Source organism: Lichenicola sp. (assembly GCF_965198575.1).
Classification (GTDB): Bacteria; Pseudomonadota; Alphaproteobacteria; order Acetobacterales; family Acetobacteraceae; genus Lichenicola.
Window position 1 is genome coordinate 649375 of record NZ_OZ240671.1, and the last position, 21727, is coordinate 671101.

The 21727-nt window shown below is 69.8% G+C and carries 18 protein-coding genes; 5 read left to right on the top strand and 13 right to left on the bottom strand.

Going from position 1 to position 21727, the window contains the following annotated elements:
- Positions 1-70 precede the first annotated feature (70 nt).
- Together ACOEQ2_RS03175 and ACOEQ2_RS03180 are read left to right on the top strand one after the other, a co-directional pair.
- Positions 71-451: a hypothetical protein gene (locus ACOEQ2_RS03175; RefSeq protein WP_419729939.1), complete on the top strand. Its 381-nt coding sequence runs from the start codon at positions 71-73 to the stop codon at positions 449-451.
- Positions 444-2678 (top strand): putative bifunctional diguanylate cyclase/phosphodiesterase, encoded by a 2235-nt coding sequence (locus ACOEQ2_RS03180; RefSeq protein ID WP_419729940.1) that lies wholly within the window; start codon positions 444-446, stop codon positions 2676-2678. The genes ACOEQ2_RS03175 and ACOEQ2_RS03180 overlap by 8 nt, the downstream gene beginning before the upstream one ends.
- Positions 2679-2699: 21 nt before the next feature.
- On the opposite strand, the gene ACOEQ2_RS03185 is transcribed toward ACOEQ2_RS03180, so the two are convergent.
- Both ACOEQ2_RS03185 and ACOEQ2_RS03190 read right to left on the bottom strand, forming a co-directional pair.
- Positions 2700-3473, bottom strand: a complete 774-nt coding sequence (locus ACOEQ2_RS03185; RefSeq protein ID WP_419729941.1) for an RES family NAD+ phosphorylase — start codon at positions 3471-3473, stop codon at positions 2700-2702.
- Positions 3474-3475: 2 nt separating this feature from the next.
- Entirely contained in the window at positions 3476-3934 is a 459-nt protein-coding gene (locus tag ACOEQ2_RS03190) for an antitoxin Xre/MbcA/ParS toxin-binding domain-containing protein (protein WP_419729942.1), read from the bottom strand.
- A 149-nt stretch (positions 3935-4083) separates the two neighbouring features.
- On the opposite strand from ACOEQ2_RS03190, the gene ACOEQ2_RS03195 reads away from it, so the two are divergent.
- Positions 4084-4536 (top strand): SufE family protein, encoded by a 453-nt coding sequence (locus ACOEQ2_RS03195; protein WP_419729943.1) that lies wholly within the window; start codon positions 4084-4086, stop codon positions 4534-4536.
- Between the two features lie 28 nt (positions 4537-4564).
- Here the strand turns inward: ACOEQ2_RS03195 and hslU are convergent, their stop codons facing one another.
- The 3 genes from hslU to ACOEQ2_RS03210 are packed head-to-tail and all read right to left on the bottom strand — an operon-like array spanning position 4565 to position 6935.
- The gene (hslU, locus tag ACOEQ2_RS03200) at positions 4565-5884 is read right to left on the bottom strand and encodes an ATP-dependent protease ATPase subunit HslU (protein WP_419729944.1); all 1320 of its coding nucleotides are present in this window, start codon (positions 5882-5884) and stop codon (positions 4565-4567) included.
- Complete coding sequence (gene hslV, locus ACOEQ2_RS03205; RefSeq protein ID WP_419729945.1) at positions 5884-6489, bottom strand: ATP-dependent protease subunit HslV; 606 nt, start codon at positions 6487-6489, stop codon at positions 5884-5886. Before hslV ends, hslU begins: the two co-directional genes overlap by 1 nt.
- 59 nt (positions 6490-6548) lie before the next feature.
- Positions 6549-6935: a response regulator gene (locus ACOEQ2_RS03210; protein WP_419729946.1), complete on the bottom strand. Its 387-nt coding sequence runs from the start codon at positions 6933-6935 to the stop codon at positions 6549-6551.
- Positions 6936-7057: 122 nt separating this feature from the next.
- Here ACOEQ2_RS03210 and ACOEQ2_RS03215 point away from each other — a divergent pair, with 122 nt between their 5' ends.
- Positions 7058-7486, top strand: a complete 429-nt coding sequence (locus ACOEQ2_RS03215; protein ID WP_419729947.1) for a VOC family protein — start codon at positions 7058-7060, stop codon at positions 7484-7486.
- A gap of 393 nt (positions 7487-7879) precedes the next feature.
- Complete coding sequence (locus ACOEQ2_RS03220; RefSeq protein ID WP_419729948.1) at positions 7880-10003, top strand: putative bifunctional diguanylate cyclase/phosphodiesterase; 2124 nt, start codon at positions 7880-7882, stop codon at positions 10001-10003.
- A gap of 47 nt (positions 10004-10050) precedes the next feature.
- Here the strand turns inward: ACOEQ2_RS03220 and ACOEQ2_RS03225 are convergent, their stop codons facing one another.
- The 8 genes from ACOEQ2_RS03225 to ACOEQ2_RS03260 are packed head-to-tail and all read right to left on the bottom strand — an operon-like array spanning position 10051 to position 21715.
- Entirely contained in the window at positions 10051-11676 is a 1626-nt protein-coding gene (locus ACOEQ2_RS03225; RefSeq protein WP_419729949.1) for an ATP-binding protein, read from the bottom strand.
- 25 nt (positions 11677-11701) lie between these two features.
- The gene (locus tag ACOEQ2_RS03230) at positions 11702-13750 is read right to left on the bottom strand and encodes an ATP-binding protein (protein WP_419729950.1); all 2049 of its coding nucleotides are present in this window, start codon (positions 13748-13750) and stop codon (positions 11702-11704) included.
- On the bottom strand, positions 13747-14934 hold the full coding sequence (gene cheB / locus ACOEQ2_RS03235) for a chemotaxis-specific protein-glutamate methyltransferase CheB (protein WP_419731124.1): 1188 nt from the start codon (positions 14932-14934) through the stop codon (positions 13747-13749). Before cheB ends, ACOEQ2_RS03230 begins: the two co-directional genes overlap by 4 nt.
- Before the next feature lie 17 nt (positions 14935-14951).
- Positions 14952-17291, bottom strand: a complete 2340-nt coding sequence (locus ACOEQ2_RS03240) for a hybrid sensor histidine kinase/response regulator (protein ID WP_419729951.1) — start codon at positions 17289-17291, stop codon at positions 14952-14954.
- Between the two features lie 22 nt (positions 17292-17313).
- Entirely contained in the window at positions 17314-19080 is a 1767-nt protein-coding gene (locus tag ACOEQ2_RS03245) for a methyl-accepting chemotaxis protein (RefSeq protein ID WP_419729952.1), read from the bottom strand.
- Positions 19081-19084: 4 nt separating this feature from the next.
- Positions 19085-19720 (bottom strand): chemotaxis protein CheW, encoded by a 636-nt coding sequence (locus ACOEQ2_RS03250; protein ID WP_419729953.1) that lies wholly within the window; start codon positions 19718-19720, stop codon positions 19085-19087.
- On the bottom strand, positions 19717-21228 hold the full coding sequence (locus tag ACOEQ2_RS03255) for a CheR family methyltransferase (RefSeq protein ID WP_419729954.1): 1512 nt from the start codon (positions 21226-21228) through the stop codon (positions 19717-19719). The genes ACOEQ2_RS03250 and ACOEQ2_RS03255 overlap by 4 nt, the downstream gene beginning before the upstream one ends.
- The gene (locus tag ACOEQ2_RS03260) at positions 21218-21715 is read right to left on the bottom strand and encodes a chemotaxis protein CheW (protein ID WP_419729955.1); all 498 of its coding nucleotides are present in this window, start codon (positions 21713-21715) and stop codon (positions 21218-21220) included. Before ACOEQ2_RS03260 ends, ACOEQ2_RS03255 begins: the two co-directional genes overlap by 11 nt.
- Positions 21716-21727 lie beyond the last annotated feature (12 nt).

Consider the following 21727-nt stretch of genomic DNA (forward strand, 5'->3'; position numbering starts at 1 on the left):
TGCAATTAAATTATAGGTCGTAACGTCAATCTCTGAGGACGAGGGTCGAGTCGAGTGATGTTGCACTAGAATGGACATGTTCAGCGCCCCGCCGCGTTTCGATGATGATGGCCTGCTGGCTAGCCTGTGCGCCATGTCCGAAGAGGAACTGGACGGCCTCGACTTCGGCATACTGGGTCTCAACCACGAGAGCATCGTCACCGTCTATAATCGACACGAGGAACGCAGCTCCGGCCTCTCCAGGGCACGGGTGATCGGCCGCCACTGTTTCCACGACGTAGCGCCCTGCATGAACAATTTCATGGTCGCCGAGCGCGTCGAGCATGAGCGGCCGCTCGACTGCATCATCCCGTACGTCCTCACATTCCGGATGCGGCCGACCAGCGTGCGGCTTCGGATGCTCTGCAGCGCAGAAATGGCGCTACGCTGGATCCTTGTCGCACGTGTCTGACTCGGACGAAGCGGCGAGCCTGCAGCTCGAGCATGAGCTGCTGCTGCAGTTTATGTATGTCTGCCCGCACGGGCTGGCCGAATTCACCCTCGACGGCAGGATCCTGCTCGCCAATCCGGCCTTTGCCTGCCTGTTGATGCCGTTGCAGGCGAGTGGGCTCCCGCTCGACAACCTGATCCGCCTCCTCGAGCCCTACCTGCCCGAGTTGCGGAACCTGCTGCAGGTCCCCAGCGACCGCAGCATGATCTGCGACGGCCTGCGCCTGCATCTGGGTCCGGCCGCCCTCGGCGAGGAACCGCGCGTGCTGTCGCTCACCGTGGTCCGCATGGATGAGCAGCGACACATGGCGGTGCTGTCGGACGCAACCCTCCAGGCGGCCCAGGAACGCCGCCTCAAGGAGAACGAGGCGTGGTTCATGGCGCTCGTCCAGGGCGCCGACGACTATGCGATCCTCACGATCGACCAGGACGGCCGGATCTGCGAATGGAACATGTCCGGAGTGAGGCTGTTCGGTTATCCCGCCCCGGAGGTGATGCAGAAGCCCGCCAGCGGCATCGTCACGGTCGGCGAGAGCGACGAGGCGGCGTTCAAGCGGCGGCTGCAGATCGCGGATCGCGACGGCTGGCATCTCGACGAAGGCTGGCGGAGAAGTGCCGACGGGCGTCGTTTCTGGGCGACGTGCATGATCTCGCCGATCGGCGTCGACGAACATAATCCGGCGCGCGCGCGCTACCTGATGATCGTCCGTGACATCACCGCACGGCGCCACTCGGCAGAGGATCTCCGCCGCGCCCTGACCACCGACTTCCTCACCGGCGTGTTGAACCGGCGCTCGTTCTTCGAACTCGCCGAGCAGGAGCTGGCCCGCATGGGCCAGGCCAGCAGCCAGTGCTGCATCGCGATGGTGGATGCGGATCATTTCAAGGCGGTCAACGACACCTACGGCCACCATGTCGGTGACAAGGCCCTCAAGGCGATCGCCCAGGTGCTCCTGATGGAGGTCCGGGAGGGCGACCTGGTGGGGCGGATCGGCGGTGAGGAATTCGCCGTGATGATGCTCGACCTGACCGTCGAGCGCGCCGAGACGATCCTGCAGACGATTTGCGCCTGCGTCGCCGCCCTGCAGCTCGACCATGAGGGCGAACACGTCCATCTGACTGTCAGCATCGGTGTCTCCGGCAAGAACACGCTCAGCCTGAAGCAGCTGCTCGCCGATGCGGACACCGCACTCTATATCGCCAAGCTGTCGGGGCGGGACCGCGTCTGCAGATCCGACAGCTTGCGCCCACAACTCGCGCTGCCGGATCCTGTCGCCGGGGCGGTGACGGCAGACGGGATGCCGAGACGGGACCGGCGGTCGACCAGGGAGGCGATCGACGCAGCCGGGTTCCGGACGCCTCGCCGCTCGGTGGCCCTCTCGAGGACAGATGCGGCGCGATACCAGTCGCCCGAGGGCGACGAGCCTGCAATCGTGCCCTCGCGGTCACCGGCTCTGGCGAGCAACCACGACGTCCTGTTCACGATGGCGTTCCAGCCCATCGTCGATCTGCAGGAGGGCCGCATCGATGCCTACGAGGCGCTGGTGCGCGGGCCGGACGGCCAGGATGCCGCCCACATCCTGGGCCAGGTCGCGCCGGACCGGCTCTACGTGTTCGACCAGGCCTGCCGCGTCCGGGCCATCGAGCTGGCGGCCCGGCTCGGACTTGACCGTCGGCTCAACATCAACCTGTTGCCGAACGCCATCCATGACCCGGTCTCCTGCATGCGCGAGACGCTCAACACCGCTGCCCATACCGGTTTCCAGCCGCGCCAGCTGACCTTCGAGCTCGTGGAGACCGAGAACGTCGTCAACATGCCGCGGCTGGTGGAGGTGATCCACGAGTACCGCAGGCTCGGCTTCAAGGTGGCCCTGGACGATTTCGGCACCGGCTATTCCGGCCTGTCGCGCCTGGCCGAGATGCGTCCCGACATCATCAAGATCGACCGTGCCCTGGTGCAGGATTGCGATTTCAGCCAGGCCCGCCTGGCCATCATCGCCGGCATGATCTCGCTGTGCGAGGCCATCGGCACGACCGTCATCCTGGAAGGTGTCGAACGCGCCGGCGAGGTCGTGGCGCTCCAGTCGGTCGGTGCGCGGTTCATGCAGGGCTTCTACTTCGCGCGGCCACTGCTCGAGACCATCTGCGGCGACGCGGCGATCTTTGCAGGGCCGGCCGGCCCGTCCTAGCACCGTCGATCGGATGATGCGCTAGCCGCCCGCATCCAGGCTGCCGACCGGCCGGCTGACACGCGGCTCCCTGCTGCCGGCCCATGTCAGGCGCCACAAACCGCCCTGGCGAAGGTTCTGCACCAGGCTCGGCCGGAACGCGGCGAGACAGGTCCCTCCCGGATGACGCACCGACGGATAGATCAGCCCGTTGCTGCCCTGCGCCCGCAACCGTCGCGCCACCGCCTGGCCGGCCGGATAGGCGAGCGCCATGTCGGGCCCGAGGCACGGTGCGAACGCCGGCGACGCGGCCAGCGCCGGATTGGTGAGATCATGGAATGGGCCGATGAAGTCCGCGATCATCTCGGCATAGTCGGTGACGTTGTCGTAGCGGCCGATCGCGTCCAGCTCGCGGGTCAGGTGATAGGCCACCTCTCCGAGCGAGGTCTCGACGTCGAAGCCGCAATACCAGGCGCCGCGCATGGTGTCGTTGAAGCGGTTGCCGCCCGGGCGGACATGGGTGAAGGCTGCATTGACGAAGCTGTCGTTGGGACGGCCGAACACCAGCTCGCGCGGATCGAGCTCGGGCAGCCCGGTGCCGGACGCCTGGAGCCGGCTGTTGGTGACCCCCTCCAGCACCGCGAGATCGTGCAGCGCCTGCTCGTTCGCGGCCAGCGGCGCCAGCACCGGCGGCTTCAGCCGGCCGCTCGGGATCAGCCGGATGGTGTCATGGCAGGTGATGCTGGTGATCGGCGGCAGCCCGGCATCCGTGCCTGACCCCACCCGGGCAGCGCCGGGCGCCGCAGCCATGTCCATCGCTACAATCCGCCGCGCAGGGCATCGATGTGGGTGCGGATCTCCAGCAGCCCGGGGATCCCGCGCTCGATCGCCACCTGCAGCGGCGTGCGCCCGGCGAACAGCGGTCCGCGATTGGGCAGATGGATCCACTCATCCGCGAGCGCCTCCGACAGCAGCAGCCGCAAGCCCTTGAAGATGCCGACCAGGAGGCTGATCCGGGTCAGCATATCCTGCGACAGGCGCAGCGCCCGGTCCGGCCGCAGGCTTTCCTGCTTCTTCAGCCGGAACCAGCTCCGCTCCGACATGTCGCCGAGCAGCAGGCAGGTCTCCTCGGTATTGAGCTCCCAGAGATCCGCCAGCCGGATCATGCCGTCGATCGCCGACGGAGTCAGGCGCAGGCGCACCTGCGGATCCGAAAGGTTGAGCCGGCCGGCCGGCGTTGCCGCGACCGTCGGTCGATTGTCGAGAACCGCGTGCATGGTGCCTCCTGTCGGCATAGATACTGCCAAATGGCAGTCGGTTCAAGACGTGCGATCACATATTCGGATTCTCCGACATCGAGCTGCTTCGAGGGATCTTGTCCGGGGCACAGCTTGACTGTCCCCAGCCCGCTGCGCACATGCGCTGCATGTCCAGCACCACTGCCGACCCGTTCGTCGTTCCCGAGGAAACCACCGCTGCGGAGGCCATCGCCGCGATCGGCGAGGAGCTGGATGTGTTCGACGACTGGATGGAACGCTACCAGTACATCATCGAACTCGGCCGCAAGCTGCCGCCGTTTCCGGCCGAGTGGGCGAACGACGCGCACCGGGTGCCCGGCTGCCAGAGCCAGGTCTGGATGGAGTCCGCCCTGCGCGACGGCACCATGAGCTTTGCCGGCGCGTCGGATGCGGCCATCGTCTCGGGTCTTGTGGCGCTGCTGCTGCGTGTCTATTCCGGACGCAGCCCGACCGAGATCCTTGCCACCGACCCGGTGTTCCTGAAAGATCTCGGTCTCCTGGAGGCACTCTCGACAAACCGCGGCAACGGCATCGCCTCGATGGCGCGCGCCGTGCACCGGGCGGCGCAGGACGCGGCCTGACTCTCCGCCCGCGCAGGACCTGACCTGCCTAGAGGATGAAGCGGGACAGGTCGCCCTTCTGCGCCAGCGGTGCCACCCGCTCGCGCACCGCGGCCGCATCGATCCGGACGCTGTCGCCCGGCCGGTCCGAGGCCGAGAACGAGATGTCCTCGAGCAGCCGCTCCAGCACCGTCGCCAGCCGCCTGGCGCCGATGTTCTCGACCCGATCGTTGATGTCGGCGGCAAGATCAGCGAGCGCGTCGATCGCATCCTCGCTGAAATCGAGCACCACCTTCTCGGTGCCCATCAGCGCGCTGTACTGCTTCAGCAGCGAATGCTCCGGCTCGACCAGGATGCGGCGCAGGTCGTCACGGGTCAGCGGCGCCAGCTCGACGCGGATCGGCAGCCGCCCCTGCAGCTCCGGCAGCAGGTCCGCGGGCTTCGCCAGATGGAACGCGCCGGACGCGATGAACAGGACATGGTCGGTCTTCACCGGGCCATACTTGGTCGACACCGTGGTGCCCTCGATCAGCGGCAGCAGGTCGCGCTGAACCCCCTCGCGGCTGACGTCGCCGCCACGGAAACCGCCCTCCGACGAGCGTGCGCACACCTTGTCGATCTCGTCGAGGAACACGATGCCGTGGTCCTGCGCGTGCGCCACCGCCTCGCGGGTCAGGCTGTCGTTGTCGAGCAGCCGGTCGCTCTCCTCCCGGATGAGTGCCGTGCGCGCCGCCTCGACGGTCATGCGGCGGGGTTGCGCGTTCTTGCCGAACATCCCCTTCATCATGTCGCCAAGATTGATGACGCTGCCGCCCTGCATGCCGGGGATGTCCATCTGCCCGATCGGCGCCCCTTGAGGCTCCGACACGGCGACCTCGACCTCCTTCTGCTCCAGCTCGCCATCACGCAGCATGCGCCGGAACTTGATCTTGGTGTCGGCGGACGCGGTCGCACCCACCAGCGCATCGACCAGCCGGTCCTCCGCACCCTTCTCGGCATGCACCTGCACGTCGCGCCGCTTCAATTCGCGCAGCATGTTGAGGCTGACCTCGACCAGGTCGCGCACGATGCTCTCGACGTCGCGCCCGACATAGCCGACCTCGGTGAACTTGGTCGCCTCCACCTTCAGGAACGGCGCCTGCGCCAGCTTCGCCAGCCTGCGTGCAATCTCGGTCTTGCCGCAGCCGGTCGGCCCGATCATCAGGATGTTCTTCGGCACCACCTCGTCGCGGATCCCGTCCGGGAGTTGCGACCTGCGCCAGCGATTGCGCAGCGCGATCGCCACCGCCCGCTTGGCGTCACCCTGGCCGACGATGAAGCGGTCGAGCTCGGCGACGATCTCGCGCGGGGAGTAGGTGGGGACATCCATCAGCGTGACTCCCCGGCATGGCTGCCAGCCGGCTTGGACCCGAGCGTTTCGACGATCAGGGCGTGGTTGGTATAGACGCAGATGTCGCCGGCGATCCGCATCGCCCGCCGGGCGACCTCCTCCGCATCGAGCCCGTCGACGGTGAGCAACGCGCGCGCCGCCGCCAGCGCGTAGTTGCCGCCGGAACCGATCGCGATCACGCCATCCTCCGGCTCCAGCACGTCGCCGTTGCCGGTCAGGGTGAAGGAGCGGGTCTCGTCGGCCACCGCCATCATCGCCTCCAGCCGGCGCAGGTAGCGGTCTGTGCGCCAATCCTTGGCGAGTTCGACGCAGGCCCGTTCCAGCTGGTTCGGGTAGCGCTCCAGCTTGGCCTCGAGCCGCTCCAGCAGGGTGAATGCGTCGGCGGTCGCGCCGGCAAACCCGGACAGGATGGCGCCGTTCGGCCCGATCCGCCGGACCTTGCGGGCGTTGCCCTTGATGACGGTCTGCCCGAGCGTCACCTGGCCATCGCCGGCCATTGCCACCTGGTTGCCGTGCCTGACGCACAGGATGGTGGTTCCGTGCCAGCCGATTGGATCGTGGCTGGTCGATTGAGTGTTCTGCATGACAGGAGGAGATAGGTCTTGGGCCCGCTAGCACAAGCCGCGTGGCCGGGAGCGGTCCGCTACTCGACGGGCCGGGCTGCCACGTCCTGCCTGGCGATCATCTCCCTGGCCGCCGCCACCAGCTCGCTCGGACGGAACGGCTTCAGCATCAGCATCTCACCGGGCCCCATCACGTGACCCTGCACGGCGTCCGGCCGCCCGGTGATGTAGATGATCGCAAGCCCCGGGAAGACGATCTGGGCGATGCCGGCGATCACGAAGCCATTGCGCCGCGTGCCGAGATCCAGGTCGGTGACGAACACCTTCGGCGGCACCGGCCGACGTAGCGCGGCGAGCGCCTCGGTTTCGTCGCCGGCGACGATCACGTCGAGCCCCTCGTCGCGCAGCGCCTCGAGCAGCGCCGTGCGGACCAGCGGATCGTCGTCGAGGAGCAGCAGGTCACACATGTCATCGTCCTCGCCGCATCCCCGCGCCGACCACTAGCGTTCCACTAACGCTGAAGTTGCGGCGCCAGCCACCCGGCCGTGGCCCGCCGGACGCCCTGGAAACCAGATATGGAGCACGAGAGATGGTCGCGCAGACGCCGAGACTGAGCCACCTGCTGGAGACCTCGATCTACGTCGCGGACCTCGATCGGGCCGAGGCGTTCTACCGGCGCGTGCTCGGGCTCGAGCGCTTCCTCCGCGACGACCGGATGAGCGCGCTCGGGCTGCCCGGCAATGCGGTGCTGCTGCTGTTCGCCAAGGGCGGCTCCGTCGAGCCGACCCCTACCGATGGCGGCGGCGACATTCCGCCCCATGATGGCGGCGGCTCGGTGCATCTCTGCCTCGCCATCCCGCTCGGCGAACTCGCACGCTGGGAGGCGCATTTCGAGGCGCAGGCGGTGCCGGTCGTGAGCCGCATCACCTGGCCGCGCGGTGGCACCAGCCTCTACATCCGCGATCCGGACGACAGCCTGCTCGAACTCGCAACCCCCGGCCTGTGGCCCAGCTGGTGAGTAAAGGATCCTCCGGGGCGCGTTATGCTGTGCTGCGCAATATCGCTTCTGCAAAAGACCCCGTCTCAGAAAGTTTGTTGCGATACGAATCCAATTTTGTTATTTAGCGGTAGCAAGAGTTCAAAAGAGAGACGAGACATCCAGCACAAACCGCCACGCAGGCCGGTCCGTGCGGCCATCGAGGCTGCCGGGTTGAAAGTTACGGAACAGGAATGATGCCGTGCAACGCACTGATCCGTCGCATGAGCCGCGACGGGCGCAAACCGGCGCTTCCGGCTGCCGAGATGAGCGGCCTGTGCAGATGCCCTGCCGGGGTCGAGAGAACCGTCGACAACCGTCGGGTCGAAGGATGGCAGTGACCGGACCTGTCCGGCAGGCACCGTCGGAACGCCTGTGCCTGCGATCACGGTCGAAGGCGACACCGTGAACCGGGTGCTCCTCATCACCGACGACGCCACGCATGCCCGGACGATCCAGGATGCTCTCGGCGCCTCGCGGCATGGGCCGTTCGACGTCACCTGGGTCATGACGCTGGTCGCCGGCATCGAGCTGCTGGTCCCTGCCGGCGCCGATGCGATCATGGTGAGCCTGTCGCTGCCGGACAGCGGCGGGCTTTCCAGCCTGGACCGGCTCATCGGGATCGCGCCGAACATGCCGATCGTGGCGATCTCGGCGGTGGTCGACGAGGATCTCGAGGCCGAGACGATCCGGCGTGGCGGCCGCGCCTGCCTGGCACCCTCGGACCTCTCGACCGGCCTGGTGGCCCAGCTCCTGTACGACATCATCCGCCAGAGGTCCCTGGACCACCTGCACCAGACCGAGATGGCGCGCGCCGCGATCGTCCTGAACGCGATCGGCGATGCCGTGATCAGCACCGACATGCAGGGTCATATCGACTACATGAACGCCGCGGCCGAGGGCCTAACGGGGTGGCTACGCGAGGATGCCGAAGGCCAGCCGATCGACCAGGTCATGCAGATCGTCAACGGCACCACGCGCCGACGCGAGGAAAGCCCGATCGGGATGGTCCTGCGCAGCGGCAAGCCGGCAGACCTGGCGCCGGACGCCTTCCTGATCAGGCGCGACGGCACCGAGATCCCGATCGAGGATTCCGTATCGCCGATCAACGACTGGAGCGGCCAGATCGTCGGCGCCGTGCTGGTGTTCCACGATGTCGGCGCGGCACAGGCGATGGCCCGCAAGATGACCTACCTGGCCCAGTACGACTTCCTGACCGACCTGCCGAACCGCGTCCTGCTGAACGACCGCATCGCCCAGGCGATCAAGACCTCGCAGCGCAACAACGCCACCATCGCGGTGATGTTTCTCGATCTCGACGGCTTCAAGCACATCAACGACAGCCTCGGGCACGAGAGCGGCGACCGGTTCCTGCAATCGGTGGCACGACGGCTGACCGATGCCGTGCGCAAGTCGGACACGGTGAGCCGGCGTGGCGGCGACGAGTTCCTGATCCTGCTGTCCGAGATCAAGGATGCCGAGAACGCGGCGGCGATCGCCGAGAAGATCATCGCCTCGCTGAAGCTGCCGCACATGATCCGCGGCACCGAGGCATACGTGACGGTCAGCATCGGCATCAGCATCTGCCCGACCGACGGCTCCGATCCGGAGAAGCTGATCAAGAGCGCCGATACGGCGATGTACTACGCCAAGGCGGCCGGCGGCGACCGCTACCAGTTCTTTGGCGCGGAAATGAACGTGCGTGCCGTGGAGCGGCATTTCATCGAGGGCCATCTGCGCCAGGCGCTCGACCGCGGCGAGTTCGTGTTGCACTACCAGCCGATCGTGAACCTGCATTCGGGCCGCATTACCGGTGCGGAGGCGCTGCTGCGCTGGAAAAGCAGCGAGCGCGGGCTGGTGTTCCCGCCCGACTTCATCGCGATCGCCGAGGATAGCGGCCTGATCGTGCCGATCGGCCAGTGGGTGCTGCGCGAGGCCTGCACCCAGGCCAGGCGCTGGTGCAATGCCGGGCTGCCGAGAATGTCGATCGCGGTCAACATCTCCGCCGTCGAATTCCGGCGCCGCGACTTCCTGGACGGTGTGCGCAGCATCGTCCAGGGGACCGGGATCGATCCGCATCTGCTGCAGTTCGAGATCACCGAGAGCGTGCTGATGCAGGATGTCCGCGCCGGGGCCGCGATCCTGGCAGACCTAAAATCGCTCGGGCTGCGCATCGCCCTGGATGATTTCGGCACCGGCTATTCCAGCCTGAGCTACCTGAACCAGTTCCCGATCGACATCCTGAAGATCGACAAGTCGTTCGTGCAGGACATCGATGCCGGCAGCGAGAACGGCATCATCGCGAGCGCGGTGATCGGCATGGGCAACAGCCTGCGCAAGGGCATCGTTGCCGAAGGCGTCGAGAACATCAGCCAGCTCGATTTCCTGAACGGGCTGCACTGCGCCGAGGGCCAGGGCTTCCTGTTCAGCCATCCGGTGCCGGCCGAAGCGTTTGCCGGACTGCTGGCGAACGGTCTGCCCGAGCGCATCGCCGAGTAGGCCGCGACCGTCCGAGCCGCCAGGGCGGCCACCACGCCGGCGGACAATCAGGCTGGCAGGCTGGCGGCGCTCGGTATGTCTGCCGACCCGGGCGCACACGGCAGGCAGAGCTCGAAGCTGGTGCCGGCGCCGGGTGCGGTGCGCAGCCGGACGGCACCGCCGGATTGCTGCATGAAGCCATAGACCATCGACAGCCCAAGCCCGGTGCCGCGACCGATCTCCTTGGTGGTGAAGAACGGCTCGAAGATCCGCGCCGCAACCTCCGGGGTCATGCCCACGCCGGTATCCTGGACACGCACCGCCACCACGTCACCCGGTGGCATCGCCCCTGCCATGAGCTGGTGGCTGTCGTCATGGCCGCCGGCCCGCGCGCCATCCGCATGGTCCGGCGCGCGCAGCAGGCGGGTTGCCAGCGTGATGGTGCCGCGACCGTTCATCGCATCGCGGGCGTTGATGCAGAGGTTGAGCAGCGCCAGCTCGAGTTGCGCCGGGTCGATCAGCGCGCACGGCAGCGCCGCATCGAAATCCTGGGTGATGCGGATGCCCGGCCGGTCGATGCTGCGGGTCAGCAGGTCGTCCATCGCCTGCACCAGCGCGTTCACCTCGACCGCCACCGACGCGGTCTCGCGCTGCCGGCTGAAGCTGAGCAGGCGCTGGGTCAGCGCCGCACCGCGCTCGGCCGCCGCCGTCGCGGTCTCGATCAGCCGCTTCATGCGGGCATCGTCGGTGCTGGTGCGCTGCGCCAGCTCCAGGCTGCCCAGGATCGCGGTCAGCAGGTTGTTGAAATCATGCGCGACGCCGCCCGCCATGGTGCCCAGCGCCTGCATCCGGTCGGCCTGCCGCAGCCGATCCTCCATGGCGCGGCGGGCACTCACGTCACGCTCGAACGTCGCCAGCGCGCGGGGCTGTCCGGCTCCGTCGCGCAATGGTCCGCGCAGACGCTCCATCCAGTGCACCCGGCCCTCGCGCTCGACCGGCCGGGTGACGCTGGTAGCATGGCCACGCCCCTCCAGCGCCCGCCGGTCATCCCCCTCCAGGGAGTCCAGCTCTCGCAGCAGCGGACTCGCAGCGGTTGCTTCCTGGTCGTGCTGCCCGGCCAGCAGCTCGCGCTCGGTGCGGCCGACGCATGCCTCGACGTCGTGTCCGAGCCGCGCCGCCGCCACCGCGTTCAGCCGCAGGAAGCGTCCGTCCAGGTCCTTGAAGGAGAGGCCGTCATCGGCGCTGTCCATCAACCCGCGCAGCAGCATGCGTTCGGTGCGCAGCGCCTGCGCCAGCCGGGCCCGCTGCGCCGCCTGGCGGATCATCGCGAGCAGGGCCGCCGGCTCCCAGGGCTTGTGCGCGTAGCCGGAAATGCGGCCGTCATTCAGCGCCGCCACCACGGCACTCAGGTCGGCGTAGCCGGTCAGCAGCAGTGCCTCCGCCTCGGTCAGGTTGCGCGCGCGGGCCAGGAACGCGTCGCCGGTCATCCCCGGCATGCGCTGGTCCGAGACGATCACCGCGACGTCCGGATGACGCTCGAGCATCGCCAGAGCCTCATGCGGCGACACCGTCGCGAGCACGCTGAACTCGTCCTCGAGCATGTCCTCCAGGGCGACGAGGATGTCGGGCTCGTCATCGACCAGCAGCACCTTCGGCAGGCCCGCAGCGGGCGGCCGGAACGGGTCGATCAGCATGTCCGCACCGGGATCGCGACCATCATCAGGACAACACGGCGATCGCCGCGGCCACGGGATGTTGCGGCACGACGACGGTGAAGCGGGCGCCGCCTGCGGGTGCTGTATCGATGGTGATGGCTCCCGAGTGGGCCTGCACGACGCTGTAGGCGATCGCCAGGCCCAGGCCGGTGCCCGACCCGACCGGCTTGGTGGTGAAGAACGGCTCGAAGATCCGCTCGCGAAGCGCCTCGGGCACGCCAGGGCCGTTATCCTCGATGGCGATCGCATAGAGCCCGTCCGCGGCGCTGGTGCGGATCTCGATCCGGCCGCCAGCGGACGACGGGTTCTGCGTCCCGTTGGCCGGATCCTGGCCCGCGACCCGGTCGGCCTCGGCGTTCAGGGCATCCGCAGCATTGCCGACGATGTTCATGATGACCTGGTTCAGCAGCGCCGGCTGGCACATCAACTCGCGCGGTGCGTCGTACACCCGCTCCACGGTGATCCCCGATCCCAGCTTGTGGGTCAACAGCGCCAGCACCGTCTCGATCGCGTCGGGTACATCCACGCTCTGCTGCTCGCTCTCGTCGAGGCGGGAGAACTTGCGCAGGTTGAGCACCAGGTTCTGGATCCGCTTCAGTCCCAGGCTCATCGAGCCGACCCGCTGGCGTGCCCGCGCGAGCTTCGGCGCCGCCTCGGCCCAGTCGATCGCGGGCGGGCCTCCCGAGGGCGCAGTGCCGAGCTGGTCCAGCAGGCGCTCGACGGTGCCCTGGTGCGCCAGGATGAAGGCCAGCGGATTGTTGATCTCGTGCGCGATGCCGGCCACCAATTCGCCGAGGGAGGCCATCTTGGCGGCCTGCACCAGCTTGCCCTGCGCCTCGCGCAGCCGGGCATTGGCGTCCGCGAGCTCGGCATTGGCCTGTGCCAGCGCCTCCGCCAGCGCCGCCTTGGCTGCGTTGTCGGCGGCCTCGCCACGGGCCCGCTCGAAGGCCGCCTGGCGTTCGCGCATGTCCGCCTCGATGCGGGCGGTCTCGTCCTGCAGCAGCTTGCGACGCACCACCGCGCGGATCCGCAGGCCCACCGCCTCGAGGCCCGCCACATCCGACACCACGTCATCGACGCCGGCTGCATAGGCCCGCGCGGTCAGGCTCTCCGCCGCCCCGGCCGAGGTCGCGCCATTCTCGCTCGAGCCGTCGCCGAGGCCGAGAATGCGGAAGCTGGTCCCGTGCGCCCTCATCGTGTCGGAGGTCAGGGCGGTCTGGCGGGTGGCATCCATCCAGGCGCAGAAGGCGATCCCGTCGAACCCCTCGGCGAGCAGGTCGACCACGACGCAATCAAGCCCCTCCGAGGCGGTATCGGCCGGCCGGCCGTCATCGGGCGCCCCCTGCCCACGCGGCGGCTGCAGCAGCGCCCGCGCCTGCTCCGGACCGGCGGCCGTCTCGACGAGGTGGCCGTCACGCGCCAGCAGGGCCGCCAGCGAGCCCTCATCCGCGCCGGGTCCGGACCGTTCGCCGACGAGCAGGATGCGGCCGCGCCGGAACATCCCGACGCCATGGCCGAACGTCGGCGCGGCAGCGGACGCCGGACGTGCGGCCGACCCGTCGGCCGGCTCGCCCTGGCCGGCGACCTGACCGGCCTGGCTGCCGGCATACCCCCCGCTCTGGCTGCCGCTCTGGCCCCCGCTCTGGCGCAGCAGCGCCCGGATCCGGAGCACGATCAGCTCCTGGTCGGCGGATTTCGGCACATAGGCGTCGGCGCCACTCTCCAGCCCCTCGCGTTCCAGGCCCGGCTCGGAGGCCTCGGTCAGCATCAGCACCGGGATCGAGCGCGTGCGCACGTTCAGCCGCAGCTCGCGGGCCAGCTCGCCGCCGTTCATCCCCGGCAGGTGGTAGTCCGAGACCACCAGTTCCGGCAGCTGCTCGTTCAGCCGTTCCAGCGCCGCCTCGGCACTCGCCGCCCGGTCGACCGCGAAGCCGTGCCGCTCCAGCACCCGACGGATCTGCAGCGCCTGGGTATCGGAATCCTCGACCAGCAGCAGCCGCGGCGCCGCCGACGGCTGGATCCCTGACGGTCGATCCGTGATCCCGCCGGTCATGCGCCCCCCGGACGCCTGGGATCACGGTCCTGCAGCAGGCCGAGGATATGCTGCGCGATCTCGTCCAGCGGCACGCTTGAGCACGAGCCGCCGAGACGGACCCCGGCGGCCGGCATGCCATAGACCACGGCGCTGCTCTCGTGCTCGGTGATGGTGTAGCCGCCGGCCTGCTTCATCGCCACGAGCCCGGCAGCACCATCCTCGCCCATCCCGGTCAGCAGCACGCCGAGCGCCCGCGCACCCACCGTCTCCGCCACCGAGCGGAACGTCACCGTGGCGGACGGGAGCTGGCCCGAGACCGCCGGCGCATTGCCCAGCCGCACCTGCAGCCGCGCACCCGCCGTCGCGTCCCGGTCCCGGGGCGCCGGCGCGATCGCCAGGTGCCGGCCACCCGGCGCCACCAGGACATGGCCGGGCTGCAGCTGCTCCTGGTCCTGCGCCAGCGTCACCCGCATCGGCACCAGCCCGTCGAGCCAGCCGGCGAACCCTTCCAGGAACGGCGCACCCATGTGCTGCACCACCAGCACCGGCAGCGGGAAGCTCGCCGGCAGCGCACCGAGCAGCCTGGCCAGCGCCGGCGGCCCACCGGTCGAGGCGGCCACCGCAAGCACCAGCGGCATGTCATCGTCCGGGCGCCGCTCGGCCGAGGCAGCTGGCCGCCATCGGCCGGCATTCGAGGGCGGCATCGTCTCGCCGAACATGTCGCGGCGCCGCCGGATCACCGGCACGTCGCTCATGATCGCGAGCTGGGTCGCGATGGTCCGGGAGATTGCGGCGAAATCCCCCGACAGCAGCCCCGGCGGCTTCTCGACCACCGCCAGCGCCCCCGATCGCAGCGCGTTCATCGAGATCTTCAGGCTGGCATCCTCGACGCTGTCGGCGATCACCACGATCGGGGTCGGATACTGCGCCATGATCCGCCTGGTCGCCTCCAGCCCGTCCATCCCGGGCAGCCTGACATCCATCGAGATCACGTCCGGCCGCAGCCGGGGGATCGCTTCCAGCGCCTCCTCCGCGGACTCCACCGCACCCGCCAGCACCAGCCGTGGATCGCTCGTGATGATGTGCGCCAGCAGCCGCCGGATCACCGCGGAATCCTCCACCACGAGCACGCGCACCGGGTGGCCGGGCCCCGGCTGGCCAGGCCCCGGCTGGCCAGGCCCCGGCTGGCCAGGCAACGGCATGCCGGTCTCGTTCAGTGTCATGGCAGCAGCTGCCCGATGATCCGCAGCAGCGCGCCCTGGTCGAAATCCTGCTTGGTGATGTAGGCGCGGGCGCCGAGTTCCAGCCCGCGGCGAACATCCGCCTCGGCGTCGCGCGAGGTCATCAGCACGGTCGGGATCGGCGCCAGCCGTGGGTCCGCACGCATCGCCGCGAGCAGTCCGAAGCCGTCCAGCCTGGGCATCTCCACGTCGGCCACGACGACATCGACCTCCCACTGCGCAGTCCGGAGCACGCCCAGCGCCTCCAGCCCATCAACCGCGACCAGCACGCGATAGCCTTGCGCCTGCAGGATGGTTTTCTCCAGTGTCCGTGTCGTGATCGAGTCGTCGACCACCAGGATCGTCGGCCTGGACCGCGGTCGGTCGGGCGCAGGCGGCGCGGGGGTCCCGGACGCCTGGAGTGCCGGCCCCGGCCGAGCGCGTCCGGCCGCGGCGACCAGGGCGTCCGGCTCCAGCACCAGCACCGGGCGGCCATTCTCGATCGTGGCGATGCCGGCGACCAGCTGCCGGTCGATCCCGATCGCATCCGGCGCCCGCACCACCAGCGTGCGGACGTCGTGCAGCCGGTCCACCACCAGCCCGAGCAGGGCTCCCCCCGATCGCAGCAGCACGGTCGCCATCCTGGTCCCGGATGCCGGAGCGCTCCGCGTGGCCAGAACCGTGTCGGGCCCTCCCAGCAGCGCCGGCAGCGCCAGCAGCCGCAGCACGATGCCCTGTCCAGGGTGGGGCGGGGCATCGCCGCGGCTGGATGCGCCGTCCGCCCGGAGGTGCGCCACCGGATGCCCCTCCGGCCATTCGACGTCCGCCGACGCGAGCCGCAGCAGCCGTTCGACCGCAGCACTCGGCAGCGCCACGATGTGCCCGGCCGCCTCGACCAGCAGCACGCTCTGGCGACGCGCGGCCAGCGGCACCGACACCACCAGCTCGGTGCCGACCGGCCTGCCCCTGGCATCGCGGCCGCGTCGCATCAGCACGCTGCCGTTCAGCCGGCGCGCCGCCTCGGCGACGATGGACAGGCCCATGCCGCGTCCCGAGAGCCGATCGACCCCGACCGCGGTGGAAAATCCGGGTTCGAACACCAGAGCCAGCAGTCGCGCCTCGTCCGGCGGCCGTGCGCCGGCAGCTCGTTCCGGCAGCAGCCCGTGGCGGATCGCGGTCTGTTCGATGCGCGCCAGGTCCGGTCCGGGCCCGTCATCGGCCACCACCATCTCCAGCCGGCCGACGCGCAGCGACAGCGTCAGCGAAATCAACGGGATCCTGGCGTCCGTCGCGTCCCGGGCTGCCGTGCCGTGACCGACGGCGTTGCGCAACAGCTGGATCGCCGGGTCGCGCAACGCCTGCAGCACCTGCCGCTCGGCCCGCAACTGCAGGCCCGACAGCCTGATCTCGACGTCGCCGCCGCTTCCCGCGGCACCCTCCCCGGCCATCTCGCGCGCCAGGTCGCGGACCATGGCCGCGAGCGGTCCGAAGATCGGCTCGGCTTCCACCAGGGCCAGCCGTCCGACCTGCTCGCGCAGACGACGTGCCGCCTCGTCGAGCTGCCAGTCGAGCGACGCCCCGTCCCGCAGGTCGCCGGCAAGGCGACGGGAAAGCTGGCTCAGCCGCCGCCCGAACTCGCCCAGGCCGGGCGCCCCACCCCGGACCCCCGGCAGCCCGCCAGACACCCCCCCAGACGTCCCGTCGAGCAGCCGCACCAGCTGCGCCGCTTCGGCCGCGGCCTCGTGGCGGCTGAGACGGCCGTGCTCCTGGCGCTGCATCGCGTCGTTGAGGGCCTGCATCGCGTCCGCCAGCCGGTCGACCTCGGCTGCCGGAACCCGCAGCGAGGTCGCCGCCGACGACGGCAGCACAGCAGCCGCATCCGCCGGTTCCGGCCCGACCGGACGCCTCGGCCCGGGCTCCGCCATATCCGGCACCGCCGCACCCGATTCCGTCGGCCCGGCTTCCGGCTGCCCGGATTCCAGCGGCCCGGATCCAAGCGGCCCGGCTTCCGGCGCCCGGGATCCGGCGGGCTCCCGCATCCGCGTCTCGATGCCGTCCAGGCCGCGCCGCACCGTCGCCACCGCATCCGCCGGCAGCGCCTGGCCGGTCTCGACGCAGGCAAACAGCAGCGATTCCAGCCCGTGCGCGATCTCCTCGACCTCCGGCAGATCGACCGCGCGGGCGGCCCCCTTCAGCGAGTGGGCACGCCGGAACACGTCGCGCAGACTGGCGCCCGACACCGCGCCCGCGTCCAGCGCGCCGCGGATCGCCTGCAGATGCTCGCGATATTCCGCCTCGAACGCCGCCAGCAGCTCGGCGCGCAGCTCATGGTCGATCATCGCCGGAGCTCCCGGCCGCTGCTCAGGTGCGGAAGCGTTCGGCGACGGCGAGCAGCTGGCGTGACAGCTCGCCGAGACCGAGTGCCGCCTGATCGAGCTGGCGGGTGCCGGCGGCGGTCTGCTGGCTCGCCTCGCGGATGTTGCGCAGCGCCGTCATCACCTGCTCGATGCCAAGCTGCTGCTGGTTGGTGGACGCCACGATCTGCTGGAAGGTCTGCACCGCCTCCTGGATTCCGGCCGCCATCTCCTCGATCGTGCTCTGTGCCGTCTCCGCCCGCTCGCGTCCGGTGGCGCCACGCTTCACGGCTTCCTCGGTGAGCATCACCGACGTGTTGATGCCACGCTGGATGTCGCCGAGGATCAGCCTGACCTGGCCGGTGGCGCTCTTGGCCTGGTCCGCCAGCGTCTTCATCTCGGCCGCCACCACCGCGAACGAGCGGCCATGCTCGCCCGCCGCCGCCGCCTCGATCGCCGCATTCAGCGCCAGCAGGTGGGTGCGCTCGGAGATGTCGTTGACGCTGGTGACGATCTCGCTGATCGCCTCGGTCTTCTCGCTCAGCGCCACGATGTTCGCCGCCACCGCTTCGCCCTGCACCTGCACCAGGCCCATCGCCCGCTTGGTCTCCTGCACCGCATGCAGCCCCTCGCTGCTGGCGGCGGTGGTCGCCTGCGCCGACGCGATCACCTCCTGCGCGCGCCGGGTGATCTGGGTGCCGGAATGGGCGATCTCGTCGACGGTGGCGGCGGTCTGCTGCACCGCCGCCAGCTGCTCCTCGACGCCCGCCGCCTGCTGCTGCGTCGAGGCGCGGATCTCGGCCACCGACACGTTGAGGTTGTCGGTCGCCTCCCGGCTCTGCAGCACGATCGCGCGCAGACCGTCGATCATCGTGTTGAGCGATGCCGCCAGCCGCCCGGCCTCGGCAGCGGCGTAGGTGCCGGCCCGGGTCGAGAGGTCGCCGCGGCCGACCTGCTCCATCAGTCCGGCAAAGCTCTGCATCGGCCGGATGATCGAGCGCCCGATCAGCAGCGTCACCACGACCGCGACGATGACCGCGCCCAGCAGGGCCAGGACCACCGACATCCGGCTGGTGTCGTACACCTCGGTCGCACGCTGCTCGCCGATCTGCACGCCGCCGCTCAGGGTCTGCGTCGCGCGGTCCAGCAACAGGTCGAAATCCGCCCGCTCCTGGGTCAGCCCGGCATCGGCCTTCATCACCCCGGCGGTGTTGCCGGCGCGCATCGCGTCGAACATCTGCGTTGTGTCGCGGCGGATCTCGGCCAGCCGCTGGTCGGCCTGCTCGAGCGTCAGCGTGACCTGGCCCCACATCTGCCGCCGCGCCGGATTGCGGGCGAGATCGACGAAGTTCGACACCGTCTGGCGTGCGCTGGTGATCGCGTTCTCCGCGACCGCTGCCTGCCGGTTCCAGTCGGCGATGCCGGCCTCGACCTGGCCGGCGGAAGTCTGGCCTGGCGTCGTCTGGCCTGGTGCGGTCTGGCCTGGCGTTGTTGGGCTTTGCGTTGTCTGGCCTGGCGGAACCTCGGCGGCGCGACCCTCGGCCTCCATCCGGGCCTGCAGGTAGTGGTTGGTCACCACCAGGCGGAGCGCCGCCATGCGATCCTGCGCGTCATGCACGGCATCGGTCAGCCGGTAGGCGGCGATGTCGCGCGAGACGATGGTGGCGGTGAGGTCGCGCACCTCGGCAATCTCGGCCAGGGCAAAGACGCCGAGCCCGATCATCAGCAGGGTGCTGAGTCCGAACCCGAGGAGCAGTCGCAGGGAGATCGACACGTGTTCAGACGCTCCGGTCAGGTCCGCCCGGACGCATCGGGACGGCGGCGTGGGAGGGATTGGGCGGCGGGGGGGCGGGTATGGCCGCTGCGCGCGCATCGAGGCGGTCGATGGCGGCATGCAGGGTTGCGGCGTCGATCAGCGCGATCAGCGATCCCTCGCCGGGCAGATCCGCTATCGGCTCCGCCAGGGTCGCGCGGTGATCGCTCGGGGCACCCGCCTGACGCAATGCCGCCAGGCCGATCACCCGTTCCACACGCACCGCAACCCGCCGCCCGGGGTGGCGCAGCAGCAGCATCGAGCCCGCGGTCAGGGTCGCATCGGCATTGCCGGCGGCGGGGCCCGACCCGAGCAGCCGCGTCAGCTCGAGCAGGCTGTAGAGCTGGCCGCCGCGGGTGAACAGGCCGAGCATCGTCTGCGCCGCGGACGCGTCGATCAGCGGAACCGCATGGCAACCGAACGGCAGTACTGCCTCGATCATCGCCGGCAGCAGGCCGTACACCCGGCCGGTTGCCTCGCACAGCAGATGCGGGGCGAGCAGGCCTGCAAGCCTGTCGGCGTCATGACCACGGGCTGCCAGGCTCGAGGTTCGCTCGGACAGGATCCGGCGGCGGAAGGCAGCCCCGGCATCGTCGCTCATGCGGTCCCGGGCCCGGCATCCGACCGCGCGCTCGCCGGGGCGGCGGCCCAGTCCAGGCGTGACAGGACGCGCAGCCGGCCGGCGGTCATGCCGTCGCCGTCGTCCAGTATGGTATCCGGCGCCAGGTCGCGCGCGATCCGCCCGGCCTCGGCGATCGCGCGCCGGCCCGGCTCGATGCGGCCGGCATCCATCAGCAGCAGCCCGAGGTGATAATGCGCCATGGCGAAGTCATTACAGAGACTGATGGCGCGCCGGAAGTCCGCCTCCGCCTCGAGCTCGCGGCCGAGGGCTCGGGCCAGCAGGGCCGCATAGAACAGCAATGACGGCGCGGCCGGCCGGCGTCGAAGCTCCTCCCGGCATGCGGCCAACGCATCCGCATGCTGCCCCGCATCCGCCATTGCCCGGATGCGCTCATGAACCGGCCCACCCGGCGGCTCGACAACCACTGTCCCGATCGGCGCCGGAGCTTCCTGCGCGACCACCGGAATTCTCCGCCTCGCCGCGGGACGATCGGCTCTCGCAACCGGTTGCGGCGGTTCCTTGGCGGCGGGCACGTGCTGTCCCGACACCTCCGGCCGGGCCGGAACGCCGTGCGGCGAGGCTATCTCGCGCTGCCAGGCCAGGGTTCCGGCCATCGGCACCGGACGCAACCCCTCGAACACGCCGGTGCCCGCCTCGGCGTGACCCAGCAGCAGCCAGCCATCGCTCGCGAGCAGGCCGGCGAAGCGCTGCACCAGGGCGCGCACCTGGTCGGCATGGAAATAGATCAGCACGTTGCGACACAGCACCAGGTCGTAGTCGCTGAACTGCAGCGGCAGGTCGGTGTCGAGCAGCCGCAGCAGGTTGTGCCGCTCGAACCGGACCATGCCGCGAAACGCCGGCCGCAGCTGCCAGCGCCTGCCCCCCGCCACCGCGATGAAATCACGCTGGCGGTCGGCATCCGGCATCGTCCGCAAGGCCCAGTCGCCATACTCCGCGGCCTGCGCCGCCTGCAGTGCCGTGGCGCTGAGGTCGGTGCCGAGGATCGAGACGCTCCAGTCCGGCAGCGCGCTCCCCAGCAGGCGATGCAGCAGGATCGCGATCGAGTACGGCTCCGCGCCCGAGGCACAACCGGCGCTCCAAATCCGCAGCCTGCGGGTGGCGCTGCGGGCCCGGATCAGCTCCGGCAGGATGCGCTCCTCCAGTGCTGCGAACTGCTCCGGATAGCGAAAGAAGAAGGTCTCGCCGACGGTGATCTCGGCTTCCAGCGCCAGCCATTCCGCCTCGGCGGCCGCCGCACCGTCCCGTGCCTCGAGCCTGGCCAGGTAGCCGGCGGCATCGAGCCCGGTCTGCTGCATCCGCCGGGCCAGCCGCTCGCGCAGCAGCGCGTCCTTGTCCTGGTAGTAGTGGTGCAGGGTGCGGCCGATCACCATCGCCTTGATGCGCGCGAACACCGCGTGGTCGGCATCGCCCGTCATCGGCGCGACACGATCCGCGATGAGCCCCGGCGACTGCGGATCAGCCGGCATCGGCGGTCCAGAGCGCGCGGCGCCGCGCGGCCTCCTCGGTCAGCCGCTGCAGCCGGGACGCCTCGTCGGCCAGCAGGATGCGGCCGGCATCGAGCAACGCCACCCGCAGGCCATCGATCTCGATCCAGCCGATGACGCAGGCTTTCTGCCAGTCATCCGATCGGGCCTCGCGCGGTCCGGACGCGCGGTCGGCCAGGGTGGTCACGCGGTCCACCAGCAGCGCCAGGTCGCCCACACGCAGCAGATGCCGGTAGAGGCCGCCCGCCTCGAAGGAAGCCGCGTCCTCCTCGATCGAACGCAAACCGAGCAGCAAGCCGAGATCCAGAACCGGCAGCACGACGCCGCCGATCGAGAAGAAGCCGGCGACATGGGCCGGCACACCGTCGCGACGCCACAGGAGCGGCAACGGCAGGCACTCGCGTACCTGATCCGCCGGCAGGGCGAACATGCGATCTGCCAGGCTGAACACGACGACCTTGCCGGACACTCTGAGCTCCGT